Below are 18613 nucleotides of genomic sequence, written 5' to 3'. Positions count from 1 at the left end.
TCACTCCGGTTTTGAAAGCTTTTTGAAAGTGAAAAATCAATAATTATATATACGCGGCACATCATCCGTTAGGCCTTTGATAAATTCTATTTTTTTTTCAAAAAAGACTAAATAATCAAAATCACTATTGATATAAGTATGTTATTTATCAAAATGGACATATTTATAACTGATTAGTTACAAATTCCGTGGGGGGAATTGAAGACGATATCTCGTAAAAATAATTTCAATTTTACATGACCAGATTTGATGTTTTTCAGTACTATTCTGAAAACATGTACTAAACCAATCTTAACCTGCAATGAAAATCATCAGCAACTTATCGCGCCGGGAATTTTTAGAAAAAACAGTCCCTGCTGCTTTGGGATTTTCAGTCGCACCGGGATTAATTCAAGCATCGCAGATGCAAGACGCTCACCGTTTTTCTCAACAGTCAGCTGAAATGACGCGGAAGGAAATGCAAAAGTTTGTTCCGGTTATGATCACTCCTTATGACGACAATTCAAAGATTGACTTTAACAAGGTTTCCAGGTTAATTGATTTTTATCTGGCAGCGGGTGCAAAAGGTTTTTTTGCCAATTGTCTGAGCAGCGAAATGTTTTATATGAGCGACGAGGAACGCATAGCTCTGACCAAACATGTGGTTAAATATATAAACGGAAAGGTGCCGGTAGTTTCCACGGGCTCATTTGGAGAAACGATCAAAGAAAAAGCCTTATTTGCAAAAAAAATTCACGAAACCGGCGTAGATGCCGTAATTCTGATTTCCGGCCATCTGGCTGAAAAAGACCAAAGCGATGATGTTTTGATTGAAAATTTTGAGAAAATGTTTACGCTTACAGGCAACATGAGACTTGGCACTTATGAATGTCCGCTTCCATATAAACGTATTATTTCACCAAAGGTTTTTAGTTTTCTGGTTTCGAACAAGCGAATGATCTATCATAAGGATACGTCCGAAGACATAAATCAGATAAGGGCCAAACTTGATATATGCCGGGGAACACAGATGGAATTTTATGATGCACACTCGGCTACGGCACTGGAAGCCTTACAGAATGGAGCAAAGGGTTTGTCGCCAATTTCAGGTAATTTTTATCCTGAAATCCATAGCTGGCTTTGTGAAAATGCAAATAATCCATCCAAATCTGCTGATGCTTCCTGGATACAGAATGAAATCGCAAATATGGAACCGGTTATTTCAAAATTTTATCCGGTTAGCTCTAAATATTTTTTACAAAAACGAGGACTGCCAATTTCTCTTATTTGCCGTTCCAACAAAACACAGATTCCTGCTGAACAGCGCGAAATTCTGGACGCAGCTTACAAAACCTTTCTGGGCTGGTGTGAGCGGCTGGGCATTAAGGCGGTTTCGGTTTAACTTATTTAACCATCAAAAGTTTTCCGTTTTTATTATACTATTACCTTAAATGAAGGCAGGCGTAAGTTTGGTATGGAATCCAGGCGGCCGACAAACGGTTGACATCTGCCTTAAATTTTTTCTTGTCCGTTTTTAATTGAGATTGAACAACAATGCCATTGCATTTTGTATAATCAGATTTTCGCCAGAAAAAACATCCTCACGACCTGATCCGAACATGATCAGATTTTAAACAGACTAGCGCCTGATTCCCTGGATGTCTGTGATGTAATTGGTAACTTCATGGTCTGACCTAACTTTCAATTTTTCATAATCCAGTCCGTAATCTATATCACATTGAGCCACGTTTTTAGCTGAAATGGTTGAATTTTCAACAGAGATTATTTTTGTCAGTTTTGTGTGACAGATAAATTTTGTGTTAACCTCGTTTTGGATACAACACTGAGGCATTTGGATAACTTTTCGTTTTCTGGTCTGACTAGTTTTGTAATACAAACTATTAACAAAACGAATATGATACAATCAAAAGGATATGCGGCCCAAAGTGCTGAAACAGACCTTGCTCCATGGGATTTTGAACGCAGAGATATCGGCTCACATGATATTGAAATAGAAATTTTTTATTGCGGCGTTTGTCATACCGATTGGCATGCGATAAAAAACGATTGGTTTCCAGGGATTTTCCCTTTGGTGCCGGGACATGAAATTGTTGGCCGCGTGGCAGCTATTGGCGCTCATGTCAAAAAATTTAAAGTGGGTGATCTTGCCGGTGTTGGTGTGATGGTGGACTCGTGCAGGCATTGCGAGGATTGTGACAACGGGCAGGAACAATTTTGTCAGGTAAGTCCGGTGCAGACTTACAATAATCTGGGAAAAGATGGTAAGCCTGTTTATGGCGGTTATAGCAGCAATAACGTTGTAAATGAAGATTTTGCTCATCACATTTCAGAGAAACTCGATCTGGCCGCGGTTGCTCCGCTGCTCTGCGCAGGAATTACAACCTATTCTCCACTCCGCAAATGGAAGGTAGGAAAAGGGCACAAACTGGCCATTCTGGGCCTTGGCGGATTAGGACATATGGGTGTAAAATTTGGTATTGCTTTTGGTGCTGAGGTAACTGTTTTGAGCACTTCTGAATCCAAAAGAGAGGATGCGAAAAAGCTTGGCGCTCATCATTTTGTTGTAACGACAAATCCGGAGGAAGTGGCAGCTGTAAAGGGGAAATTTGATTTTATACTTGACACTGTTGCGGCAGAACATGATGTAAATTTTTATCTTTCCATGCTGAGGACTAACGGTACTTTTATAGCGGTTGGTTTACCGGTAGCACCGATGGAAGTACCGGCTTTTTCTCTGGCAGCAGGCAATAAAACGGTTACCGGTTCGGGAGCTGGCGGATTGCCGGAAACACAGGAAATGCTGGATTTTTGCGCTGAAAATAATATCGTTTCTGACATCGAGCTTATTGACATTAAAAATATCAATAATGCGTTCGAAAGAATGTTAAAAGGCGATGTCAGATACCGGTTTGTGATTGATATGAAGACTTTGAATAACTAATTTTACTCCTTCGGAGCTGTTCTGTCAAATGGCTTCGAAGGTAACTTTTTCATGTTATGAAAAAATCAAATAAGGAATTTAACAAGATCGATTCCATTTCAGAATTGCACCGCTTTCTGGGCCTTCCCAAACCGGAGCACCCTTTGGTTAGTGTGGTGAAGTGTTCTGACATAAGAGAAGAAAACGGAGAACCGATTACCAATTATTTGAATGGTTTTTACATCATTTCCGTCAAAAAAGACTTTACCGGGAAAATGAAATATGGCCAGCAATATTATGATTTTGATGAAGGCGTTATGTCTTTTATTGCTCCGGGCCAGATGATTTCAAACACGACGACAAATCATAAAGGATTATCATTGATTTTTCATCCTGATTTTATCCGTAATTATCCGCTGGCGCATATCATTAAAAACTACGGATTTTTTTCCTATTCGGTAAATGAAGCATTACATCTTTCTGAGAAAGAGGAAATAATGATTTTATTGCTGATGCAGAATATTGAACAGGAATATCACGGGGCCATTGATTCGCTTACGCAAAACGTAATTGTGTCACAAATAGACTTGTTCCTGAATTATTGCAATCGTTTTTACAACCGGCAATTTATTACCAGGAGCAGTGTCAGCAATGATTTGCTGGTGAAACTTGAAAATATGCTGACTGAATATTTTGATAATGAAAAATTGTCTGAAACCGGCCCTCCATCGGTTCAGTATATTTCGGAACAGCTTCATGTTTCTTCCAATTATTTGAGTGATATGCTGCGATCCCTGACCGGACAAAATACACAGCAACACATACATTCAAAACTGATTGAAAAAGCGAAGGAAGTTCTCGCAACTACAACGTTGTCTGTAAGTGAAGTAGCTTATCAACTGGGATTTGAGTATACCCAGTCTTTTAACAAACTTTTTAAAAATAAAACGAATATGTCGCCAAGGGAATTCAGACAATCATTCAACTGAAAGAAATTCCAGTTGAATGATTGTAGTGGTTTGACAGGATAATTTATCCAAATATTCTTACCAGCCAATTCCGTAATCTTCCCCATGATTACTCGATCCGCCCCACATGCTTCCGTGGATCCAGTCAAAATAAATGGCATTGATCGGCCCGCTGGTACGCGGTTGATATGAATTTTTGTATCCCATTCGTGACAATTCTTTTCTTGTCCAGTCTGGCATCGCTTCGTTTAAAATTAATCCTCCGGGATCTTTTTCATGTTCACCAAAACTGGCGTACATCTGCAAGGTTTTAAAGCTCGGCGCTTCTGTTGCTTCCTGAACTGTCATACCAAATTCTACAATATTCAGGAAAAATTGCAGCAGCAGCTGATCCTGCTCATCACCGGCCTGTTTGGCAAAGGAAAGAAATGGTTTTCCATCTTTCAAAGCCAGACTTGGCGTAAGTGTAACCCGTGGACGTTTTCCCGGCTCAACCACATTAAAAGGATTTTCTTTCGCATCAAGAACGAAGCTCTGCATACGCTGACTTAAACCTACGCCTGTCGTTCCCGCAATAGTTGCCGGAACCCAGCCACCACTCGGCGTTATGGATACTACCCAGCCTTCCTCATCAGCCGCCTCAACCGACGTGGTACCGGCCGTAAATTCCTCCATGAATTTTTCATCCAATCCATGATCATTTCTCATTGAAAGCTGTTTTGTTCCCCAGGATTTTATCTGATCACTGTATGGATTTGTCTTGCCCTCAAAAGGGTAAGGATCGCCGGGTAAAGTTTTAGGATCATTCTTTTCCCAGTTAATTTGTTTGATTCTTTCCTTAGCGTATTCCTTTGATAATAAACCCTTTATTGGCCCGGCAGGCGCAAAAGCAGGATCACCATAATAAAAATCACGGTCGGCAAAAGCCAGGTTCATTGTCTGATACAGCGTATGGACATAACGGGATGAGTTATATCCCATACTTTTCAGGTCAAAATTTTCCAGCATATTCAAGGCCTGTAACATGACCGGACCCTGTGTCCACTGCTGCATTTTGTAAACATCGATTCCCTTGTAATTTGTCATCAATGGTTCTTCAATTTTTACTTTCCAGTTGGCAAGATCCTGCTCTGTGATCAGGCCCCCTTGTTCCTGGCAACTTCTTGCAATTTCCTTGGCAATATCACCTTTATAAAAACGGTCATAAGCTGCATAAATCGCTTCTTTTCTGGTTTTGCCTTTTTTCAAAGCCTGTTCCTCGGTATCAACCAGTTTTTGTAATGTTGCCAAAAGATCTTTTTGTACAAAAATTTCGCCTGCATCCGGCGCTTCTCTTTTTTCACCCAAATGGGTCAAGAAAACTTTTTTTGAATATGGCCATTCTTTGATTTTTGCTTTTCCTCTTTCGATTGAATTTGCCGTTTGGGCTTCAATCGGATAACCTGCTGCCAACTGCATAGCTGGCGCCAAAACTTGTTTCAAACTCATGGTTCCGTATTCTGCAAGCATCGTCATCAAACCGCCGGCTGTTCCGGGAGTTGTGGCGGCGAGCGGACCGTATTCAGGAGGATATTTCATGCCCTTTCCCTTAAAAAAATCGGCAGTAGCACCGGTTGGCGCAACGCCCATTGCATTAAGTGCAATTACTTTTTTTGTTTTTGGATTATAGATCAAAGCTTGCGTTTCGCCTCCCCAGCTCAAAACATCCCACATCGTACAAGTTGAGGCAAGCATGGCGCATGATGCGTCAATTGCATTGCCACCTTTGCTAAAAATCATTGCTCCGGCCGTGGCCGCCAAGGGTTTTCCTGTGATCCCCATCCAGTGTTTGGCGTGAAGCGGGGGTTTTTGCGTTGGCACCGGAAAATTATTAAATGCCTGACTGAAAGATTCTGCATGAATTCCGACGAACGCTAATGAACAAACGAGCAGTTTTAATTTCATAATGTTGATTTTTTGACAATATTTTGAGAATAGAAGTGAATACAATTGAGCTTCTGCGAGGGCAACTTTAATACTACTAAAAGTAATCAAAAATGAAGAAACCGTGAGAATAAATTAACAGTAACTAAACCAGGATCGAAATCGATATTTATTTTGGGATCGCCAGATAACCGTTTTTCTTCAAGTCAGCTTCTGACATATTTATCACATTTACGTCGAGTTTTATGGGCATAAGCGGTGTGTTTGTTGAGTCTGTTTTAACGCTGACAATTTTATCAACAAGATCCATTCCTTTGAAGACCTGTCCAAAAATGGTGTATTTATCATCCAGCCTCGCCAAACCATTCTTGTTTTGAACAATATAAAACTGACATCCTGCCGAAAGCATTTCCGGGTTATTGTCACGTCCGGAGGCAACTGCTCCGTAAATGTGACGGATATTTTTATTGAATTCCGGTTTAAGCAGATAAGGAGAATCAGAGAATCCAGCCGGCGTATCAGGACAGCCGCCCTGTGCCACGAAATCTTTTATCACCCGGTTAAACGTTAAGGAATCCCAGTAACCGTCGTTCGCCAGTTTAATAAAACTTGCTTTATGATTTGGCGTTTCATCATACAACCAGAAAAGAATTTCACCAAAACTTGTCTTGATTTGTCCAACCTGATAGATTTTCTTTTTTTGAGCTGAGACAGAAAAACAAGTTAGAAGCAGCAAGAATAATAGAATTTTGTTCCTCATATCCGGATCATGTTTGGTTTAAAAAATGAATATAAACAAGCTTTAACGGACAATCCGGCATTCAACAAAAAATTTCAATAAAAGACTAGTTTTATTTATAGTTATTATTGTATTTCGATTTTGTACAAAACAAAACAGGTAACAAGAGCGACTAACGATTTGATTGCCTTTGTAAAAAATCAGCTAGCCGCTCTTATTAGACGTTATCTCAATTCTTCCAAAAATTGCTTACTCCGTTTCCTGTCGAATCCACCTTTCAAAGTTTTTACAAAAGCAGAACCTACTATCGCGCCGTCGGCAAACTGGTTTGCAAAACGAATATCGTCCTTCGTTTTGATATTAAAACCAAGTACAACCGGATTGATAAATTTACGGTTTGCTAATTTTTGCAGATAGTTTGAGTTATCCCGGATTACACCGGGACCGCCCGTAGTAGAATTTCCTGAAAGTGCATATAAAAAACCTTCACCCAGATTGTCAATCCTGCTCAGACGTTCATCACTTGTCTGAGGTGAAATCATGAAAATTGGTGCAATATTATTTTGCTGGTACCAAACACGATAATACTTTTCATAATCATCCAGGGGCAGATCGGGCAATAACAATCCGTCCACTCCTGCTTCATTGCAACGCTGACAAAACCTTTCAAAACCATATTGATAAACAGGATTCATAGAACCCATTAACACGATCGGAATGGAAATAAGGTCACGTACTTTTTCAAGCTGATGAAATAAAATATCAAGAGTCATCCCGTTTTCCAGGGCAACTTTGTGACTATCCAGAATTACATCTCCATCCATAACAGAATCAGAAAAAGGAATGCCGATTTCTACAAAATCAATCTTTTCAGAAGCTAATAATTCCAATATCGGTGCAGTATCACTTAAAGCCGGATAACCCGCAGTAAAATAAATACTGACTTTTTTCTGTGCGATTTGAAAAATAGTTTTTAACCGGTTTTCTTTAAAAGTTGTCATGAGAAGTTTTCTTAAAAGTTGAATATTGAATGTACGTTTCCAAGTCTTTGTCTCCCCTGCCGGAAAGACAAACTACGACAACATCGGTAGATTTAAAGTCTAATTGTGAAAGTGCAGCCAGCGCATGGGCAGATTCGATAGCAGGGATAATTCCTTCCATTTGGCTTAAAGCGAGTCCCGCGTCCAAAGCTTCATCATCCGTCACAGCCACAAATTGAGCTCTTTTGGTGTCATGCAGCCAGGCATGCAAAGGTCCGATTCCGGGATAATCCAGTCCGGCTGAAATTGAGTGTGCTTCCAGTACCTGGCCTTCATTTGTCTGCATAAATTTCGTTTTACTGCCATGCAAAATCCCCTCTTTGCCACGGAAAGTTGCTGCTGCTGTAAAACCTGAATCAAGACCTTTTCCAGCCGCTTCTGCCGCAATCAGTTTTACATCAGGATTATTCAAAAAGTGATAAAATGAACCCGCCGCATTACTTCCTCCGCCAACACAGGCGACAACATAATCCGGACTCTCTTTACTGGTCTGCGCCGGAACCTGATGTAATAATTCCTTGCTGATTACCGATTGGAGCTTTGCTACCATATCCGGATAAGGATGCGGCCCAACGACGGAGCCGATGACATAAAACGTGTCTACCGGATTATTGATCCAGTCTCTAAAAGCCTCATTCGTAGCATCTTTCAAAGTTTTACTACCAGAAAGTGCCGGAACAACGACCGCCCCAAGCAACCTCATACGCTCTACATTTGGGAATTGTCTCTGCATATCAACTTCACCCATGTAAATAAAACAAGGCAATTTCAAAAGCGCACAGGCCATGGCCGTTGCAACGCCATGTGATCCGGCACCAGTTTCAGCCACGATCCGTGTTTTCCCCAATCTCTTCGCAAGCAAAACCTGCCCGAGTGTATTGTTGATTTTATGAGAACCCGAATGGCATAAATCTTCTCTTTTTAGGAAAACATTGGTTCTATATAATTCTGATAAATAGGGAGAAGGATATAGCGGCATTTCCCGGCCGACGTACAGATGCAGCAGCCTTGAAAGCTCTTTCTGAAAATCCGGATCGTCCAGAATGGCCTGATAACTCTGACTTAAATTCTCAACATTGGAGAACAAAACTTCGGGCACATAGGCTCCTCCATAAGGACCGTAAAACCCGTTTTCGTCAACTTGATAATTCATTAGAATATTGGTTTAAAATAAAAAAAGACTCCCTGTGAACAGGAAGTCTCGCGTATAAATCAGAAGAAATTTCTAACAGGCGTGCCATCGTTCACAATACAGAAGTCGGGTATTGTGCCACCAGAAGTTTAAGGAAAGTATCGATTGATATTTCATGCAGCAAATATAAGGGCGAATCATCTTATGAAACAAATAAACGATCAAAAATAATCAAAATAAATCTTATTAGATCAATTTGAAGTTGTCGCATCAATCGCCTTTTATTTAGATATCATTTACGAATGAACGCAACACATTAATATTGTGACGAGTATTTGTTGAAAACCAAGTTAATTGGTAGTGTTTACACCGCATTACCTGTATTTGAGCATAGGAAGTTTTAGAAATTCAGCGGTAGAAAATAAATTAAAATTTGCTTTCTAAAACCCAAATAGAGAATATTTGTAACTCACCTGAAAAATCGTTGACTTAAATTTGATGAAAAAATCATTACTCTCACTCCTGTTTTTACTAACAAGCCTGACGGTATTTGCGCACCTTGGAAATATTTCCGGCACCGTTTTCGACAAGGCTACCAACCTGCCCTTGAAAGGAGTGACTGTGCAGCTTACCAATCAAGGAAAAGCGACTGTAACCAATGATTTGGGACAATACAGATTTGAAGATCTGGTCGCATCAAAATATAAAATCGAGCTTTCACATGTGAGTTTTACTTCACAGATTATCGAGATTACAGTCGTTGACAATCAAACCTCATTTGTAAAAACAACGCTTTCAAATACCAATATTGAATTGAGTGAAGTTGTCATTTCGTCTGAACGGGCACATGATCAGCAGTTAATAAGCAGCATGGATATCAAGCTCAGGCCGATCACAAATTCCCAGGAAATTTTAAGAATGGTGCCGGGACTTTTCATTGGACAACATGCAGGCGGAGGAAAGGCAGAGCAAATATTTCTTCGCGGTTTTGACCTGGATCATGGAACAGATATTCGCCTGACCGTTGATGGAATGCCAGTAAACATGGTTTCTCATGCCCATGGACAAGGTTATGCGGATCTCCATTTTGTAATACCGGAATTGGTCAAAGGAGTTGATTTCAAAAAAGGTCCTTATAATGCCGAAAAAGGAAATTTTACAACAGCTGGCTGGGTGGATTTCAGGACAAAAGATGCATTGGATCATTCCTTTGTGAAGCTGGAAGCGGGTCAATATGATTCATTCCGGGCAGTTGCAGGTATTGATTTGTTAGGTAAAACGGGAAGAGATAAAAACCAGTCGGCCTACATTACTTCCGAGTATTCGTTTTCCAACTCCTATTTCGATAATCCCCAGCATTTTAACCGTGTAAATATTGTTGGTAAATATCATGGGCATTTGGCAGCCAATACAAATCTGACGCTGACAGGATTTACTTTTTACAGTAAATGGAATCATTCAGGACAGGTCCCTGACCGGGCTTATGAGTCAGGTCAAATCGGATTTTTTGGATCAATAGATCCTTCCGAAGGTGGAGAAACCAGTCGGACTAATTTTAATGCTCAGTTTGTTACGGTAACGGCCAGTAACTTTGTCATCAAAAACCAGGCTTTTTACAGCAATTACAATTTCGAACTGTATTCCAATTTTACATTTTTCTTAAAGGATTCTATTAATGGTGATCAGATTCGTCAAAAAGAAAAAAGGAATTTATATGGCTACAATGGCAGTATTTCCAAAGAAACATATCTTGGAAAAATGCGCTGGACAACGACATTAGGAGCACAATTCCGTCACGATTTGACCAACAAAACCGAATTGTCGCACACGAAAGACAGAATCACTACCCTCGAAAGATATCAGCTTGGCGATATCAATGAATTAAATGCCGGCGTTTATGCAGATGAACTCGTTCAGGTTACGGATCAATTTACTGTCAATGTCGGCGTAAGAATCGATTATTTCCATAATCAATACAAAGATTTACTGGCCCAGCCTGTGGATAGCAAACATGCCAGTGATGCCATCGTTTCTCCAAAGCTGAATTTTTATTATACTTTCAATCCACGTTTACAGCTGTACCTCAACTCGGGAAAAGGTTTTCATTCAAATGACACACGAGTGGTGGTTCCTCAGGGTGGAAAACAGATTTTGCCGGCTGCCTATGGCTCTGATCTGGGCATGATATTCAAGCCGTTTCCTAAAATGCTGATCAATGCCGCTGCCTGGTACTTGTGGCTTCAACAGGAATTTGTATACGTTGGCGATGCAGGTGTAATTGAACCAAGTGGTAAATCAAAAAGACAAGGGTTAGACTTATCTGTTCGTTATCAATTGACCGATATTCTTTACGCTGATATTGACATCAGTTCTGCCAAACCACGGGCTCTTGGCGAAGCAGCGGGCATGAATTATTTACCGCTAGCGCCTCTTTTTTCTTCAACCGGAGGATTAGCATTACAAATGAAGAACGGGATAAATGGTTCTTTGAGATACCGTTACATGGCAAACAGGCCAGCCAATGAAGACAATTCGATTGTAGCAAAAGGATATTTTGTCAGTGATCTGCAATTAAACTACACGAAAAGTAAATATAATCTCGGCCTTTCCATTCAAAACATATTAAATACAAAATGGAAAGAAACGCAATTTGATACTGAAAGCAGATTGAAAAATGAAACGACGCCCGTTGAAGAAATTCACTTTACGCCCGGAACTCCATTTTTCGCAAGAGTAAGCTGGACGTTATTTTTCTAGATTCTGGTCTGAAATTATTCTTTTTATCAAAATAAGACTTCGTCCTAGTTTCTGGACATGGGCAAAATAATGCGCAGACGGGTACCTTTACCTGATTCTGATTGGGCAGTAATGATTCCGTTATGATTGCGGATTATTTTCCGACAATAAGACAAACCAATTCCCCGACCTTTCTGTGTTTTGTCGTACGGCAATTGAGAAAACATATCAAAAATATTTTCCAGCTGCGATTTTTCGATTCCTATACCATTGTCCTCCATCAAAATCTCCATGAACTCAATGCCTCTCGCGGTCGGAATTACTTTTAGTATTTCTTCCCTGGAAAGCACTTTGGCTTGTATATCAATAATCGGTGTGTCGTCTTTTTTGGCAAATTTGATACTATTGTGAATCAAATGGTAGAAAAGCTGCTCCATCTGAAAAGGAACTGCCTGAATGACAGGAATTTGTGTAACACTTATTTCGACACTTTTTTCTTCCAGTTCAGATTTTAACTGAACGCAAACGTCACTGATGATTTTGTTGAGATCAACCGGCTCAAAGGAAGTATCTTTTAATTCAGAAAAATCGGACAAATCCTTGATCATCATAGAAAATTTTTGCGCACTGGCGTTAATTTTCAATGAAAGATATTTTGCCTTTTCTGTGTCTTTTGCCTCCGCAGCATCAATAAGCATACTACTGAACATCCTTATTTTCCGAAGCGGCTCCTGTAAATTATGACTTGAAATATGCTGATACTGACGGTTTTCATCACGGGATTCGGTCAACTGACGATTCATATCGAGTATCGTTTCATTACTCTTTTCAATCACCTCGATACTATGAAGATGAAATGATATCAGATCCGTAAATAACTTGAACATACCGATTGTTTTGGCATTGTTGAGATCTGCCGGATTGGGATCAATAGCGCAAAGCGTTCCAAAAAAATCACCGTTTTTTAGAAAAATCGGTACAGAAATATAACTTTTAAAACCGTATATTCTGGGTGTATGATGATTGACATAAGTTGGATCTACTGCGACATCGTTGATAATTACGGCCTGCTGCGCATCCCTGATTTCATTACAAATTGTGGTTTCAATAGGCAATTCTCCTCCAGGTTCCAGGCCAAATGAAATCTCATCTCTTACAGTGCATGCAATCCATCGATCCTGCGTGACACGGGCAATAGCGGCAAAACCCATCCCGGTTGTACGACAAACCACTTCCAGCATTGTTGATACAATGGGGATTTGCCTTACATTTTCAATATCTCTGGACAAACTATTGTCAGAATACATTACTGTGGAAATTAGGTTTTAAAATACTCATAAATCAAATATAATTATTCCGACTATATTTCTCCATACAACTTCGAAATAAGCATGGTGGCTGAAAAAGCTAAATCTGTCAAATTTTTTGCTCTTTTAAAAGAATCATACCTGAACTAACCCCAGGCATGAAATCAACCTTAAATGGATACGGGTCCGGTCTGGAAATTTGAAGATTTAATATTTTTTGTCAGCTTCATCAATCGCTTAGAATTTGCTCACAGGAAGTGGAAACTTTAATTGAATTTTAACCATTTACAGTTGATTTAAAAACTGCATCTAAACCAATTTACATTAATTTTACTTCTTGTTCCGTCAAAATTATTATTGAAACAAAATGTAAATATATACATTCATTTTCCATGCAAAATCTTAAAACTATTTTCCTGGCCGATGATGATGCCGACGACAGGTTCCTGATTAAGGAGGCGATTCGGGAAGTAGACAGCGAAATAAAAGTGATAGAAGCCGAAAATGGTTTTGAGTTGCTAACCCTCATGGAAGAAAGCGGAGAAGCTGACTCTGCTATCGTGGTTCTGGATATGAATATGCCAAAAATGAATGGTCTTGAAACACTTGACGCCATTCGTTCCATCCCACATTTGTCGATGATTCCTGCCGTTATGTTGTCAACTTCCTCAGATTCTTCATTTGCACAGCTGGCTTATAAGGCTGGAATCAGCATTTATCTAACAAAACCCGATTCTTTTGAAGCCTTTATTGATTTAATCCAGCAGCTTACCAATCAGTTTTTGTAATATCAGCTCCCAACCGAATCTTAGCAAAAAAAGTTATGCATATCTTCCGCTTTTTGATGTAGAAAATGACTAAAATCAGTATTTTGACAAAATGTTAAAATAGTATTTTTCCTACCTTTGGAATCCGATAAATCATGCTGCCCCTCATTACTTGCGGGCGGCCGGATAAGAATAATCCAAAGACTTTTAGTAATGAAACCTTCCAAAATTATCTATGTTGCTGACGATGATGAAGATGACCGCCAGTTTATTTCGGATGCCATTCGTGACCTCAATCTTGAAATCAAAATAATTGAAGTTGCCGATGGAATGGATTTGTTAAACCTGATTCAATCTGAAAGTATCGCAGATTCATCCGTTCTTGTTATTCTGGATATGAATATGCCGAAAGTTACAGGTTTGGAAGCTTTGGAAGCCATCCGCGCCAATGATCAGATCAAACATATTCCCACAGTAATGATTTCGACATCTTCTGAACCGGAATTAATCCAGAAAGCTTACCAGGCCGGGATCAATGCCTTTATTAAAAAGCCCAATACGATGGACGGTTTCATTAAAATAGCAGAAGCATTACAGACTTGTTTTTTTGATCATCAGCGATTCTAAACCTGGTTCCTACCCGTTAGCCAGGAACTATCTTTCCTTTCAATTTCTTATAATTATACAAGCCGCAGCTTAAACCGGCTTGATAATACTATTAACATGAAAATAAAGGAATTACATCTGCTGACCAATAACATTGATAAAACCGAAACTTTTTACAATACATTTTTGGATTTATCCGCCCGCCAAAAAACAGGAAAAGAATTATCTTACCTGATTGGTAATACAAATTTGAAATTTATACTTTCCCAAGTTCCTGAACCGGTTTATCATATTGCATTCGATATTCCCAATAACAAACTGGATGAAGCTTTTGACTGGCTTTCCAAAAAAGTTTCCATACTTCCGGTAACACCAGAAAGCAACATTGCTGATATCAAATTGTGGAATGCCAAATCGATTTATTTCTATGATAACAATGGAAATCTGCTCGAATTAATTTGTCGTTTTGATGTTGACAACCAGTCTGAAAAAATATTCGATGCTTCTTCTGTTATTTCTGTTAGTGAAATTGGATTGGTAACGGACGATGTTCCGGCGTTGGCTATAACGATCTCCGAAAATTATAATCTTGCCATATTTCACAAACAGCCCGCTCAGGAAAATTTCACAGCTGTCGGTGACGACGAAGGATTGCTTGTGATTGTGAATGAAAATAGAAACTGGTTTCCCACGAATCAGAAAGCGCAAAGTTTTTGGTCAAAAATAATAATTGAGACTGTGGATGGATCTTCTTTTGAAATTTTTACGGACAAATTGTCAGCAGCTGATTTAAATTAACCTGAATAATAAAATTGTAACGAAACGGCAAAGCCGTACTTTGCGATAAAATCAGGAAGAATAATGACAAACGAAAACGCTTACAACGACGCATACGACTACGAAACATTTATCCGCCGGGCATTTAAAAATGTGACCTCCGAAGGAAAAAATGGCGAACATGGCGTTCAAATGACCAATTTGATTGATATTGAAGAAGGAAAAGATTTGAGCAAACTGGTTTCTTCTAATGTCAAACAACTGGATAAGGTGAAAGGATATATTGCAAAAGCGATAAGTAAATTCCTTAAAATGAGTCTGGACAAAAAAGAAAAGTTCGAATTTTTGTCCATGAAATCTGACCTTGATAAAGCAACTTCGTCAAAAGATTTGATTGCTATTGTGGCAAGAGGATTGTTGATAACTGATCGTTTCTAAAAACAACGCAAACAGGAATTGCCTCAATTTGGTCAATTCCTGTTTGCGTTTTGATTTCTAAACGTAGAATAATTCCTTGTTTAACGCTGTAACAATGGTATTAAAATCCTCCGGTTTGGAAGCAAAATCCATATTATTTACATCAATGGTAAGCAATCTTCCGTGGTCGTAGTTTTGACTGAAATCTTCATAATATCTGTTCAAATTTGTCAGATATTCTTCTGAAATATCAGCCTCAAATTCCCGCCCTCTTTTCTTGATCTGTGAAACCAGTTTTGGTATATCAGCTTTGAGATAAATTAAAAGATCAGGCTGGGAAACCGTTTTCATAATTGATTCAAACAATAGTAAATAACTTTTGTAGTCACGTTCTGTCATGATTTTCGAGTCGTGCAAATTACGTGCGAACACAAAAGCATCTTCATAGATTGTCCGGTCCTGAATAATGGTAGCATAAGTTGTAGACCTGATCGTCTGAACCTGGGCAAAGCGGTTGTTCAGGAAATATATTTGCAGATTAAAAGCCCAGCGCTCCATATCTTCATAAAAGTCAGCCAGATACGGATTTCCTTCTACGGCTTCGTACATCACTTCCCAGCCATAATGTTCACCTAACATCTGTGTCAGCGTTGTTTTTCCCGCGCCGATATTTCCGATTATTGCGATGTGCATTGAATTTAAATTTTAGTTGTTAATGAATATGTGGTGCTTCAAGTGGCACAAAAATATGGATTTGAACGTTAAATGAAAGGCTGACGAAAGTTAGTTTTTTCCATTTCGGATAAAGTTGTGATATTCGTATATTTGCAGTCGATTTTAAGGGTTGGCATTTCAAAAAGACAATTGCTGCCCCATTCAGTCCTTGAAAATTAGATTAATGAAGCCTTTTCGTGTAATACTCTATTATTTTTATGCTCCTATCGAAAATACGGAAACGTATCGCGATGAGCATCATTTGTTTTGTGTAGAAAACAATCTTCTTGGAAGAATCATTATTGCTCCGGAGGGCCTTAATGGTACCGTTTCCGGAACGCCGGAAGATTGTGAAGCTTACATGAATTATATCCGCTCTGACGAAAGATTTAAAGATGTCCAGTTTAAAGTGGATGATCATGATGAAATTGCTTTCCAAAAATTGCACGTTCGTGTTAAGGATGAAATTGTAAATTCTGACCTTAATGTAAATCCTCTCGTGCGTACCGGAAAACATCTGGAACCGTCAGAGCTGAAGTCTATGATGCAGGATCCCGATGTGGTTCTGGTTGATATGCGTTCTGACTATGAACATGAAGTTGGGAAATTCAAAGGTGCAATCACTTTTGATATGCACAATCTGCGTGAATTACCGGATCATATCCATGAAATCGAGCATTTGAAGGATAAGAAAATCGTCACGTATTGCACAGGTGGAATCAAGTGTGAAAAAGCGAGTGCATATCTTTTGGAAAAAGGATTTACTGATGTGTACCAGCTTCACGGTGGTATTATCCGTTACGGACTGGAAGAAGGCGGTGAAGATTTTGACGGGAAATGTTATGTTTTCGACAACAGAATTACCGTTGATGTGAACCAGGTAAATCCTACCGTTATTTCAAGATGTTATATTTGCAACGATCCCTGCGACAGGATGATCAACTGCGCCAACGCCGAATGTAACACGCACGTACCGGTTTGCCACAAATGTGGTGAAGAAATGGAAGGTGCATGTTCTCCGGAATGTAAGGCACATCCAAACAAAAGGGTTTATGACGGAACGGGTTACTATGTCAGTAACAGTAACCATTACAATCCGCTGCAAGGCATGAAAAGTCTGAAAAAGACACTTAAAAAATTGAAGCTTGCCGCAAAAGAGCAAGCCTGATATTTACTGTTCCAATTGTTTCTCCATGATGAAATCATTCATCCAGTAAGGACCAATTGGAACATCAACCTCCCTTGTAACAGTGAAATTCATTTTTTCATAAAAAGATCTGGCTTTGTTGTATCGATTGACGTTCAAAGCCAGTTTTTTTCCACCCAGCGATCTTACATAATTCTCCACCGCAGTCAGCAAAAATTTGCCGGCTCCGGTACCCTGCGTTGTTGGAAGTACATAAATCTTGTGTAACTTGAAGTATCCGGGTGCTTCCTCAGATATCGCAGCAAAACCTTTGGGAATTTCTGCGTTAAACAAAAGCATAAATTGCTGTCCGCCCTGTGTCATCTGATTTTCCAGCGCATTTTTAGAATATATTTTTTCAAACATATAATCTATCTGCTCTTTTGTAAGGATTTCACGGTAAGTAGGTTCCCACGTTTTTTCCTGAATTTGGATTACTACGGGTATGTCAGCCAGGGTTGCATGCTTTATTGAGAATGAAGGCATATTCCTTAAATTTGATTTTTTAAAGTGAAATTGGATACTTTCAACCACAAAACAAAACAATTTTCATCAACAAAATCCGCTAAATTTTGTGGATATAAAGCTGAGTAAATTTTGAATTAATATATGAAACCACTTATTTTAGTTACAAATGATGACGGAATAACCTCGTTGGGTATTCGCACACTGGTTGACATCATGAAAACTATTGGCGACGTCATCGTTGTAGCACCGAATAGCCCGCAATCCGGAATGGGGCATGCCATCACAATTGGCGAACCATTGCGGTTATATGAAACACATATTTTTGATGATGTAGTAGAATATGAATGCTCAGGAACACCGGCAGATTGCGTTAAACTGGCAAAAAATTACGTATTGCAAGACAGAAAACCTGATTTAATTGTCAGCGGAATTAATCACGGAAGTAATAGTTCCATCAGCGTTCTCTATTCCGGAACTATGTCTGCCGCCATTGAAGGAGCAATTGAAGGTATACCAGCTATCGGTTTTTCTTTGTGTGATTTCAGAGAGGATGCAGATTTCAGTCATGGAATACCCTTTATAAAATCAATCACGGAATCTGCCTTAAAACATGGTATACCAAAGGGCATAGCCCTGAACGTTAATATTCCTGAAAAGACTGAGGAGCCGGTTAAAGGAGTAAAAGTTTGTCGCCAGGCGCATGCAAAATGGCAGGAAAAATTTGATCATCGTGTTGATCCGAATGGTCGTGGTTATCTTTGGATGGCGGGCAAGTTTGTCAATTTTGATACAGAAAAAGAAGATACAGATGTTTGGGCATTGGATAATAATTACATTTCCGTTGTACCTTGTCAATATGATTTAACAGAGTATAAAGCTTTGAAAGAGCTTGAAACCTGGAATTTATAACCCA

At 39.3% G+C, this 18613-nt stretch carries 18 protein-coding genes; 10 read left to right on the top strand and 8 right to left on the bottom strand.

What is annotated here, in order from left to right; genetic code table 11:
* Nucleotides 1-301: 301 nt before the first annotated feature.
* On the top strand, nucleotides 302-1381 hold the full coding sequence (locus IEE83_RS11975; RefSeq protein WP_228101780.1) for a dihydrodipicolinate synthase family protein: 1080 nt from the start codon (nucleotides 302-304) through the stop codon (nucleotides 1379-1381).
* Between the two features lie 237 nt (nucleotides 1382-1618).
* Here IEE83_RS11975 and IEE83_RS11970 read toward each other — a convergent pair whose 3' ends face one another.
* The gene (locus IEE83_RS11970) at nucleotides 1619-1831 is read right to left on the bottom strand and encodes a hypothetical protein (protein WP_194120809.1); all 213 of its coding nucleotides are present in this window, start codon (nucleotides 1829-1831) and stop codon (nucleotides 1619-1621) included.
* Between the two features lie 63 nt (nucleotides 1832-1894).
* Here IEE83_RS11970 and IEE83_RS11965 point away from each other — a divergent pair, with 63 nt between their 5' ends.
* Nucleotides 1895-2941, top strand: a complete 1047-nt coding sequence (locus IEE83_RS11965; protein WP_194120808.1) for an NAD(P)-dependent alcohol dehydrogenase — start codon at nucleotides 1895-1897, stop codon at nucleotides 2939-2941.
* Between the two features lie 56 nt (nucleotides 2942-2997).
* A complete protein-coding gene (locus tag IEE83_RS11960) occupies nucleotides 2998-3909 on the top strand; it encodes a helix-turn-helix domain-containing protein (protein ID WP_194120807.1) in 912 nt (303 codons plus the stop codon).
* 57 nt (nucleotides 3910-3966) lie between these two features.
* Here IEE83_RS11960 and IEE83_RS11955 read toward each other — a convergent pair whose 3' ends face one another.
* The 4 genes from IEE83_RS11955 to trpB form a co-directional block, all read right to left on the bottom strand.
* On the bottom strand, nucleotides 3967-5832 hold the full coding sequence (locus IEE83_RS11955) for a gamma-glutamyltransferase family protein (protein WP_194120806.1): 1866 nt from the start codon (nucleotides 5830-5832) through the stop codon (nucleotides 3967-3969).
* Nucleotides 5833-5980: 148 nt separating this feature from the next.
* Nucleotides 5981-6571, bottom strand: a complete 591-nt coding sequence (locus IEE83_RS11950; protein ID WP_194120805.1) for a peptidylprolyl isomerase — start codon at nucleotides 6569-6571, stop codon at nucleotides 5981-5983.
* Nucleotides 6572-6774: 203 nt separating this feature from the next.
* Nucleotides 6775-7551, bottom strand: coding sequence for a tryptophan synthase subunit alpha (gene trpA, locus IEE83_RS11945; RefSeq protein WP_194120804.1), 777 nt, complete (start codon nucleotides 7549-7551; stop codon nucleotides 6775-6777).
* Entirely contained in the window at nucleotides 7538-8743 is a 1206-nt protein-coding gene (trpB, locus tag IEE83_RS11940) for a tryptophan synthase subunit beta (RefSeq protein ID WP_194120803.1), read from the bottom strand. Before trpB ends, trpA begins: the two co-directional genes overlap by 14 nt.
* A 477-nt stretch (nucleotides 8744-9220) precedes the next feature.
* Here trpB and IEE83_RS11935 point away from each other — a divergent pair, with 477 nt between their 5' ends.
* Nucleotides 9221-11479 carry a TonB-dependent receptor gene (locus IEE83_RS11935; RefSeq protein ID WP_194120802.1) on the top strand — a complete coding sequence of 753 codons (2259 nt, stop codon included), beginning with the start codon at nucleotides 9221-9223 and terminating at the stop codon, nucleotides 11477-11479.
* A gap of 44 nt (nucleotides 11480-11523) precedes the next feature.
* On the opposite strand, the gene IEE83_RS11930 is transcribed toward IEE83_RS11935, so the two are convergent.
* Nucleotides 11524-12765, bottom strand: a complete 1242-nt coding sequence (locus tag IEE83_RS11930) for a GAF domain-containing sensor histidine kinase (protein ID WP_194120801.1) — start codon at nucleotides 12763-12765, stop codon at nucleotides 11524-11526.
* 392 nt (nucleotides 12766-13157) lie between these two features.
* Here IEE83_RS11930 and IEE83_RS11925 point away from each other — a divergent pair, with 392 nt between their 5' ends.
* The 4 genes from IEE83_RS11925 (at nucleotide 13158) to IEE83_RS11910 (ending at nucleotide 15353) form a co-directional block, all read left to right on the top strand.
* Nucleotides 13158-13553: a response regulator gene (locus tag IEE83_RS11925; protein WP_194120800.1), complete on the top strand. Its 396-nt coding sequence runs from the start codon at nucleotides 13158-13160 to the stop codon at nucleotides 13551-13553.
* A gap of 192 nt (nucleotides 13554-13745) precedes the next feature.
* The gene (locus IEE83_RS11920; protein WP_194120799.1) at nucleotides 13746-14159 is read left to right on the top strand and encodes a response regulator; all 414 of its coding nucleotides are present in this window, start codon (nucleotides 13746-13748) and stop codon (nucleotides 14157-14159) included.
* A 96-nt stretch (nucleotides 14160-14255) separates the two neighbouring features.
* Nucleotides 14256-14936 carry a VOC family protein gene (locus IEE83_RS11915; RefSeq protein WP_194120798.1) on the top strand — a complete coding sequence of 227 codons (681 nt, stop codon included), beginning with the start codon at nucleotides 14256-14258 and terminating at the stop codon, nucleotides 14934-14936.
* A gap of 63 nt (nucleotides 14937-14999) precedes the next feature.
* Nucleotides 15000-15353, top strand: coding sequence for a hypothetical protein (locus IEE83_RS11910; RefSeq protein ID WP_194120797.1), 354 nt, complete (start codon nucleotides 15000-15002; stop codon nucleotides 15351-15353).
* A 57-nt stretch (nucleotides 15354-15410) separates the two neighbouring features.
* Here IEE83_RS11910 and IEE83_RS11905 read toward each other — a convergent pair whose 3' ends face one another.
* The gene (locus IEE83_RS11905; RefSeq protein ID WP_194120796.1) at nucleotides 15411-16025 is read right to left on the bottom strand and encodes a deoxynucleoside kinase; all 615 of its coding nucleotides are present in this window, start codon (nucleotides 16023-16025) and stop codon (nucleotides 15411-15413) included.
* A 205-nt stretch (nucleotides 16026-16230) separates the two neighbouring features.
* Here IEE83_RS11905 and trhO point away from each other — a divergent pair, with 205 nt between their 5' ends.
* Nucleotides 16231-17214: an oxygen-dependent tRNA uridine(34) hydroxylase TrhO gene (gene trhO / locus IEE83_RS11900; RefSeq protein ID WP_194120795.1), complete on the top strand. Its 984-nt coding sequence runs from the start codon at nucleotides 16231-16233 to the stop codon at nucleotides 17212-17214.
* A 3-nt stretch (nucleotides 17215-17217) separates the two neighbouring features.
* Here the strand turns inward: trhO and IEE83_RS11895 are convergent, their stop codons facing one another.
* Entirely contained in the window at nucleotides 17218-17718 is a 501-nt protein-coding gene (locus tag IEE83_RS11895) for a GNAT family N-acetyltransferase (protein ID WP_194120794.1), read from the bottom strand.
* 123 nt (nucleotides 17719-17841) lie between these two features.
* On the opposite strand from IEE83_RS11895, the gene surE reads away from it, so the two are divergent.
* Nucleotides 17842-18609, top strand: a complete 768-nt coding sequence (gene surE, locus IEE83_RS11890; protein ID WP_194120793.1) for a 5'/3'-nucleotidase SurE — start codon at nucleotides 17842-17844, stop codon at nucleotides 18607-18609.
* The last annotated feature ends 4 nt before the right edge of the window (nucleotides 18610-18613 follow it).

Origin of the sequence: Dyadobacter subterraneus, assembly GCF_015221875.1 — a bacterium.
Taxonomy (GTDB): domain Bacteria; phylum Bacteroidota; class Bacteroidia; order Cytophagales; family Spirosomataceae; genus Dyadobacter; species Dyadobacter subterraneus.
This window is presented reverse-complemented; position numbering and strand designations above follow the sequence as displayed.

What these genes read in the sequence shown, in the direction of transcription:
- IEE83_RS11925 (WP_194120800.1), top strand. Translation starts at nt 13,158, where the DNA reads ATGCAAAATCTTAAAACTATTTTCCTGGCCGATGATGATGCCGACGAC.
- IEE83_RS11935 (WP_194120802.1), top strand. Translation starts at nt 9,221, where the DNA reads ATGAAAAAATCATTACTCTCACTCCTGTTTTTACTAACAAGCCTGACG.
- IEE83_RS11965 (WP_194120808.1), top strand. Translation starts at nt 1,895, where the DNA reads ATGATACAATCAAAAGGATATGCGGCCCAAAGTGCTGAAACAGACCTT.
- IEE83_RS11915 (WP_194120798.1), top strand. Translation starts at nt 14,256, where the DNA reads ATGAAAATAAAGGAATTACATCTGCTGACCAATAACATTGATAAAACC.
- trhO (WP_194120795.1), top strand. Translation starts at nt 16,231, where the DNA reads ATGAAGCCTTTTCGTGTAATACTCTATTATTTTTATGCTCCTATCGAA.
- IEE83_RS11920 (WP_194120799.1), top strand. Translation starts at nt 13,746, where the DNA reads ATGAAACCTTCCAAAATTATCTATGTTGCTGACGATGATGAAGATGAC.
- IEE83_RS11975 (WP_228101780.1), top strand. Translation starts at nt 302, where the DNA reads ATGAAAATCATCAGCAACTTATCGCGCCGGGAATTTTTAGAAAAAACA.
- IEE83_RS11910 (WP_194120797.1), top strand. Translation starts at nt 15,000, where the DNA reads ATGACAAACGAAAACGCTTACAACGACGCATACGACTACGAAACATTT.
- IEE83_RS11930 (WP_194120801.1), bottom strand. Translation starts at nt 12,765, where the DNA reads ATGTATTCTGACAATAGTTTGTCCAGAGATATTGAAAATGTAAGGCAA.
- IEE83_RS11960 (WP_194120807.1), top strand. Translation starts at nt 2,998, where the DNA reads ATGAAAAAATCAAATAAGGAATTTAACAAGATCGATTCCATTTCAGAA.
- surE (WP_194120793.1), top strand. Translation starts at nt 17,842, where the DNA reads ATGAAACCACTTATTTTAGTTACAAATGATGACGGAATAACCTCGTTG.
- trpA (WP_194120804.1), bottom strand. Translation starts at nt 7,551, where the DNA reads ATGACAACTTTTAAAGAAAACCGGTTAAAAACTATTTTTCAAATCGCA.
- IEE83_RS11905 (WP_194120796.1), bottom strand. Translation starts at nt 16,025, where the DNA reads ATGCACATCGCAATAATCGGAAATATCGGCGCGGGAAAAACAACGCTG.
- trpB (WP_194120803.1), bottom strand. Translation starts at nt 8,743, where the DNA reads ATGAATTATCAAGTTGACGAAAACGGGTTTTACGGTCCTTATGGAGGA.
- IEE83_RS11970 (WP_194120809.1), bottom strand. Translation starts at nt 1,831, where the DNA reads ATGCCTCAGTGTTGTATCCAAAACGAGGTTAACACAAAATTTATCTGT.
- IEE83_RS11895 (WP_194120794.1), bottom strand. Translation starts at nt 17,718, where the DNA reads ATGCCTTCATTCTCAATAAAGCATGCAACCCTGGCTGACATACCCGTA.
- IEE83_RS11955 (WP_194120806.1), bottom strand. Translation starts at nt 5,832, where the DNA reads ATGAAATTAAAACTGCTCGTTTGTTCATTAGCGTTCGTCGGAATTCAT.
- IEE83_RS11950 (WP_194120805.1), bottom strand. Translation starts at nt 6,571, where the DNA reads ATGAGGAACAAAATTCTATTATTCTTGCTGCTTCTAACTTGTTTTTCT.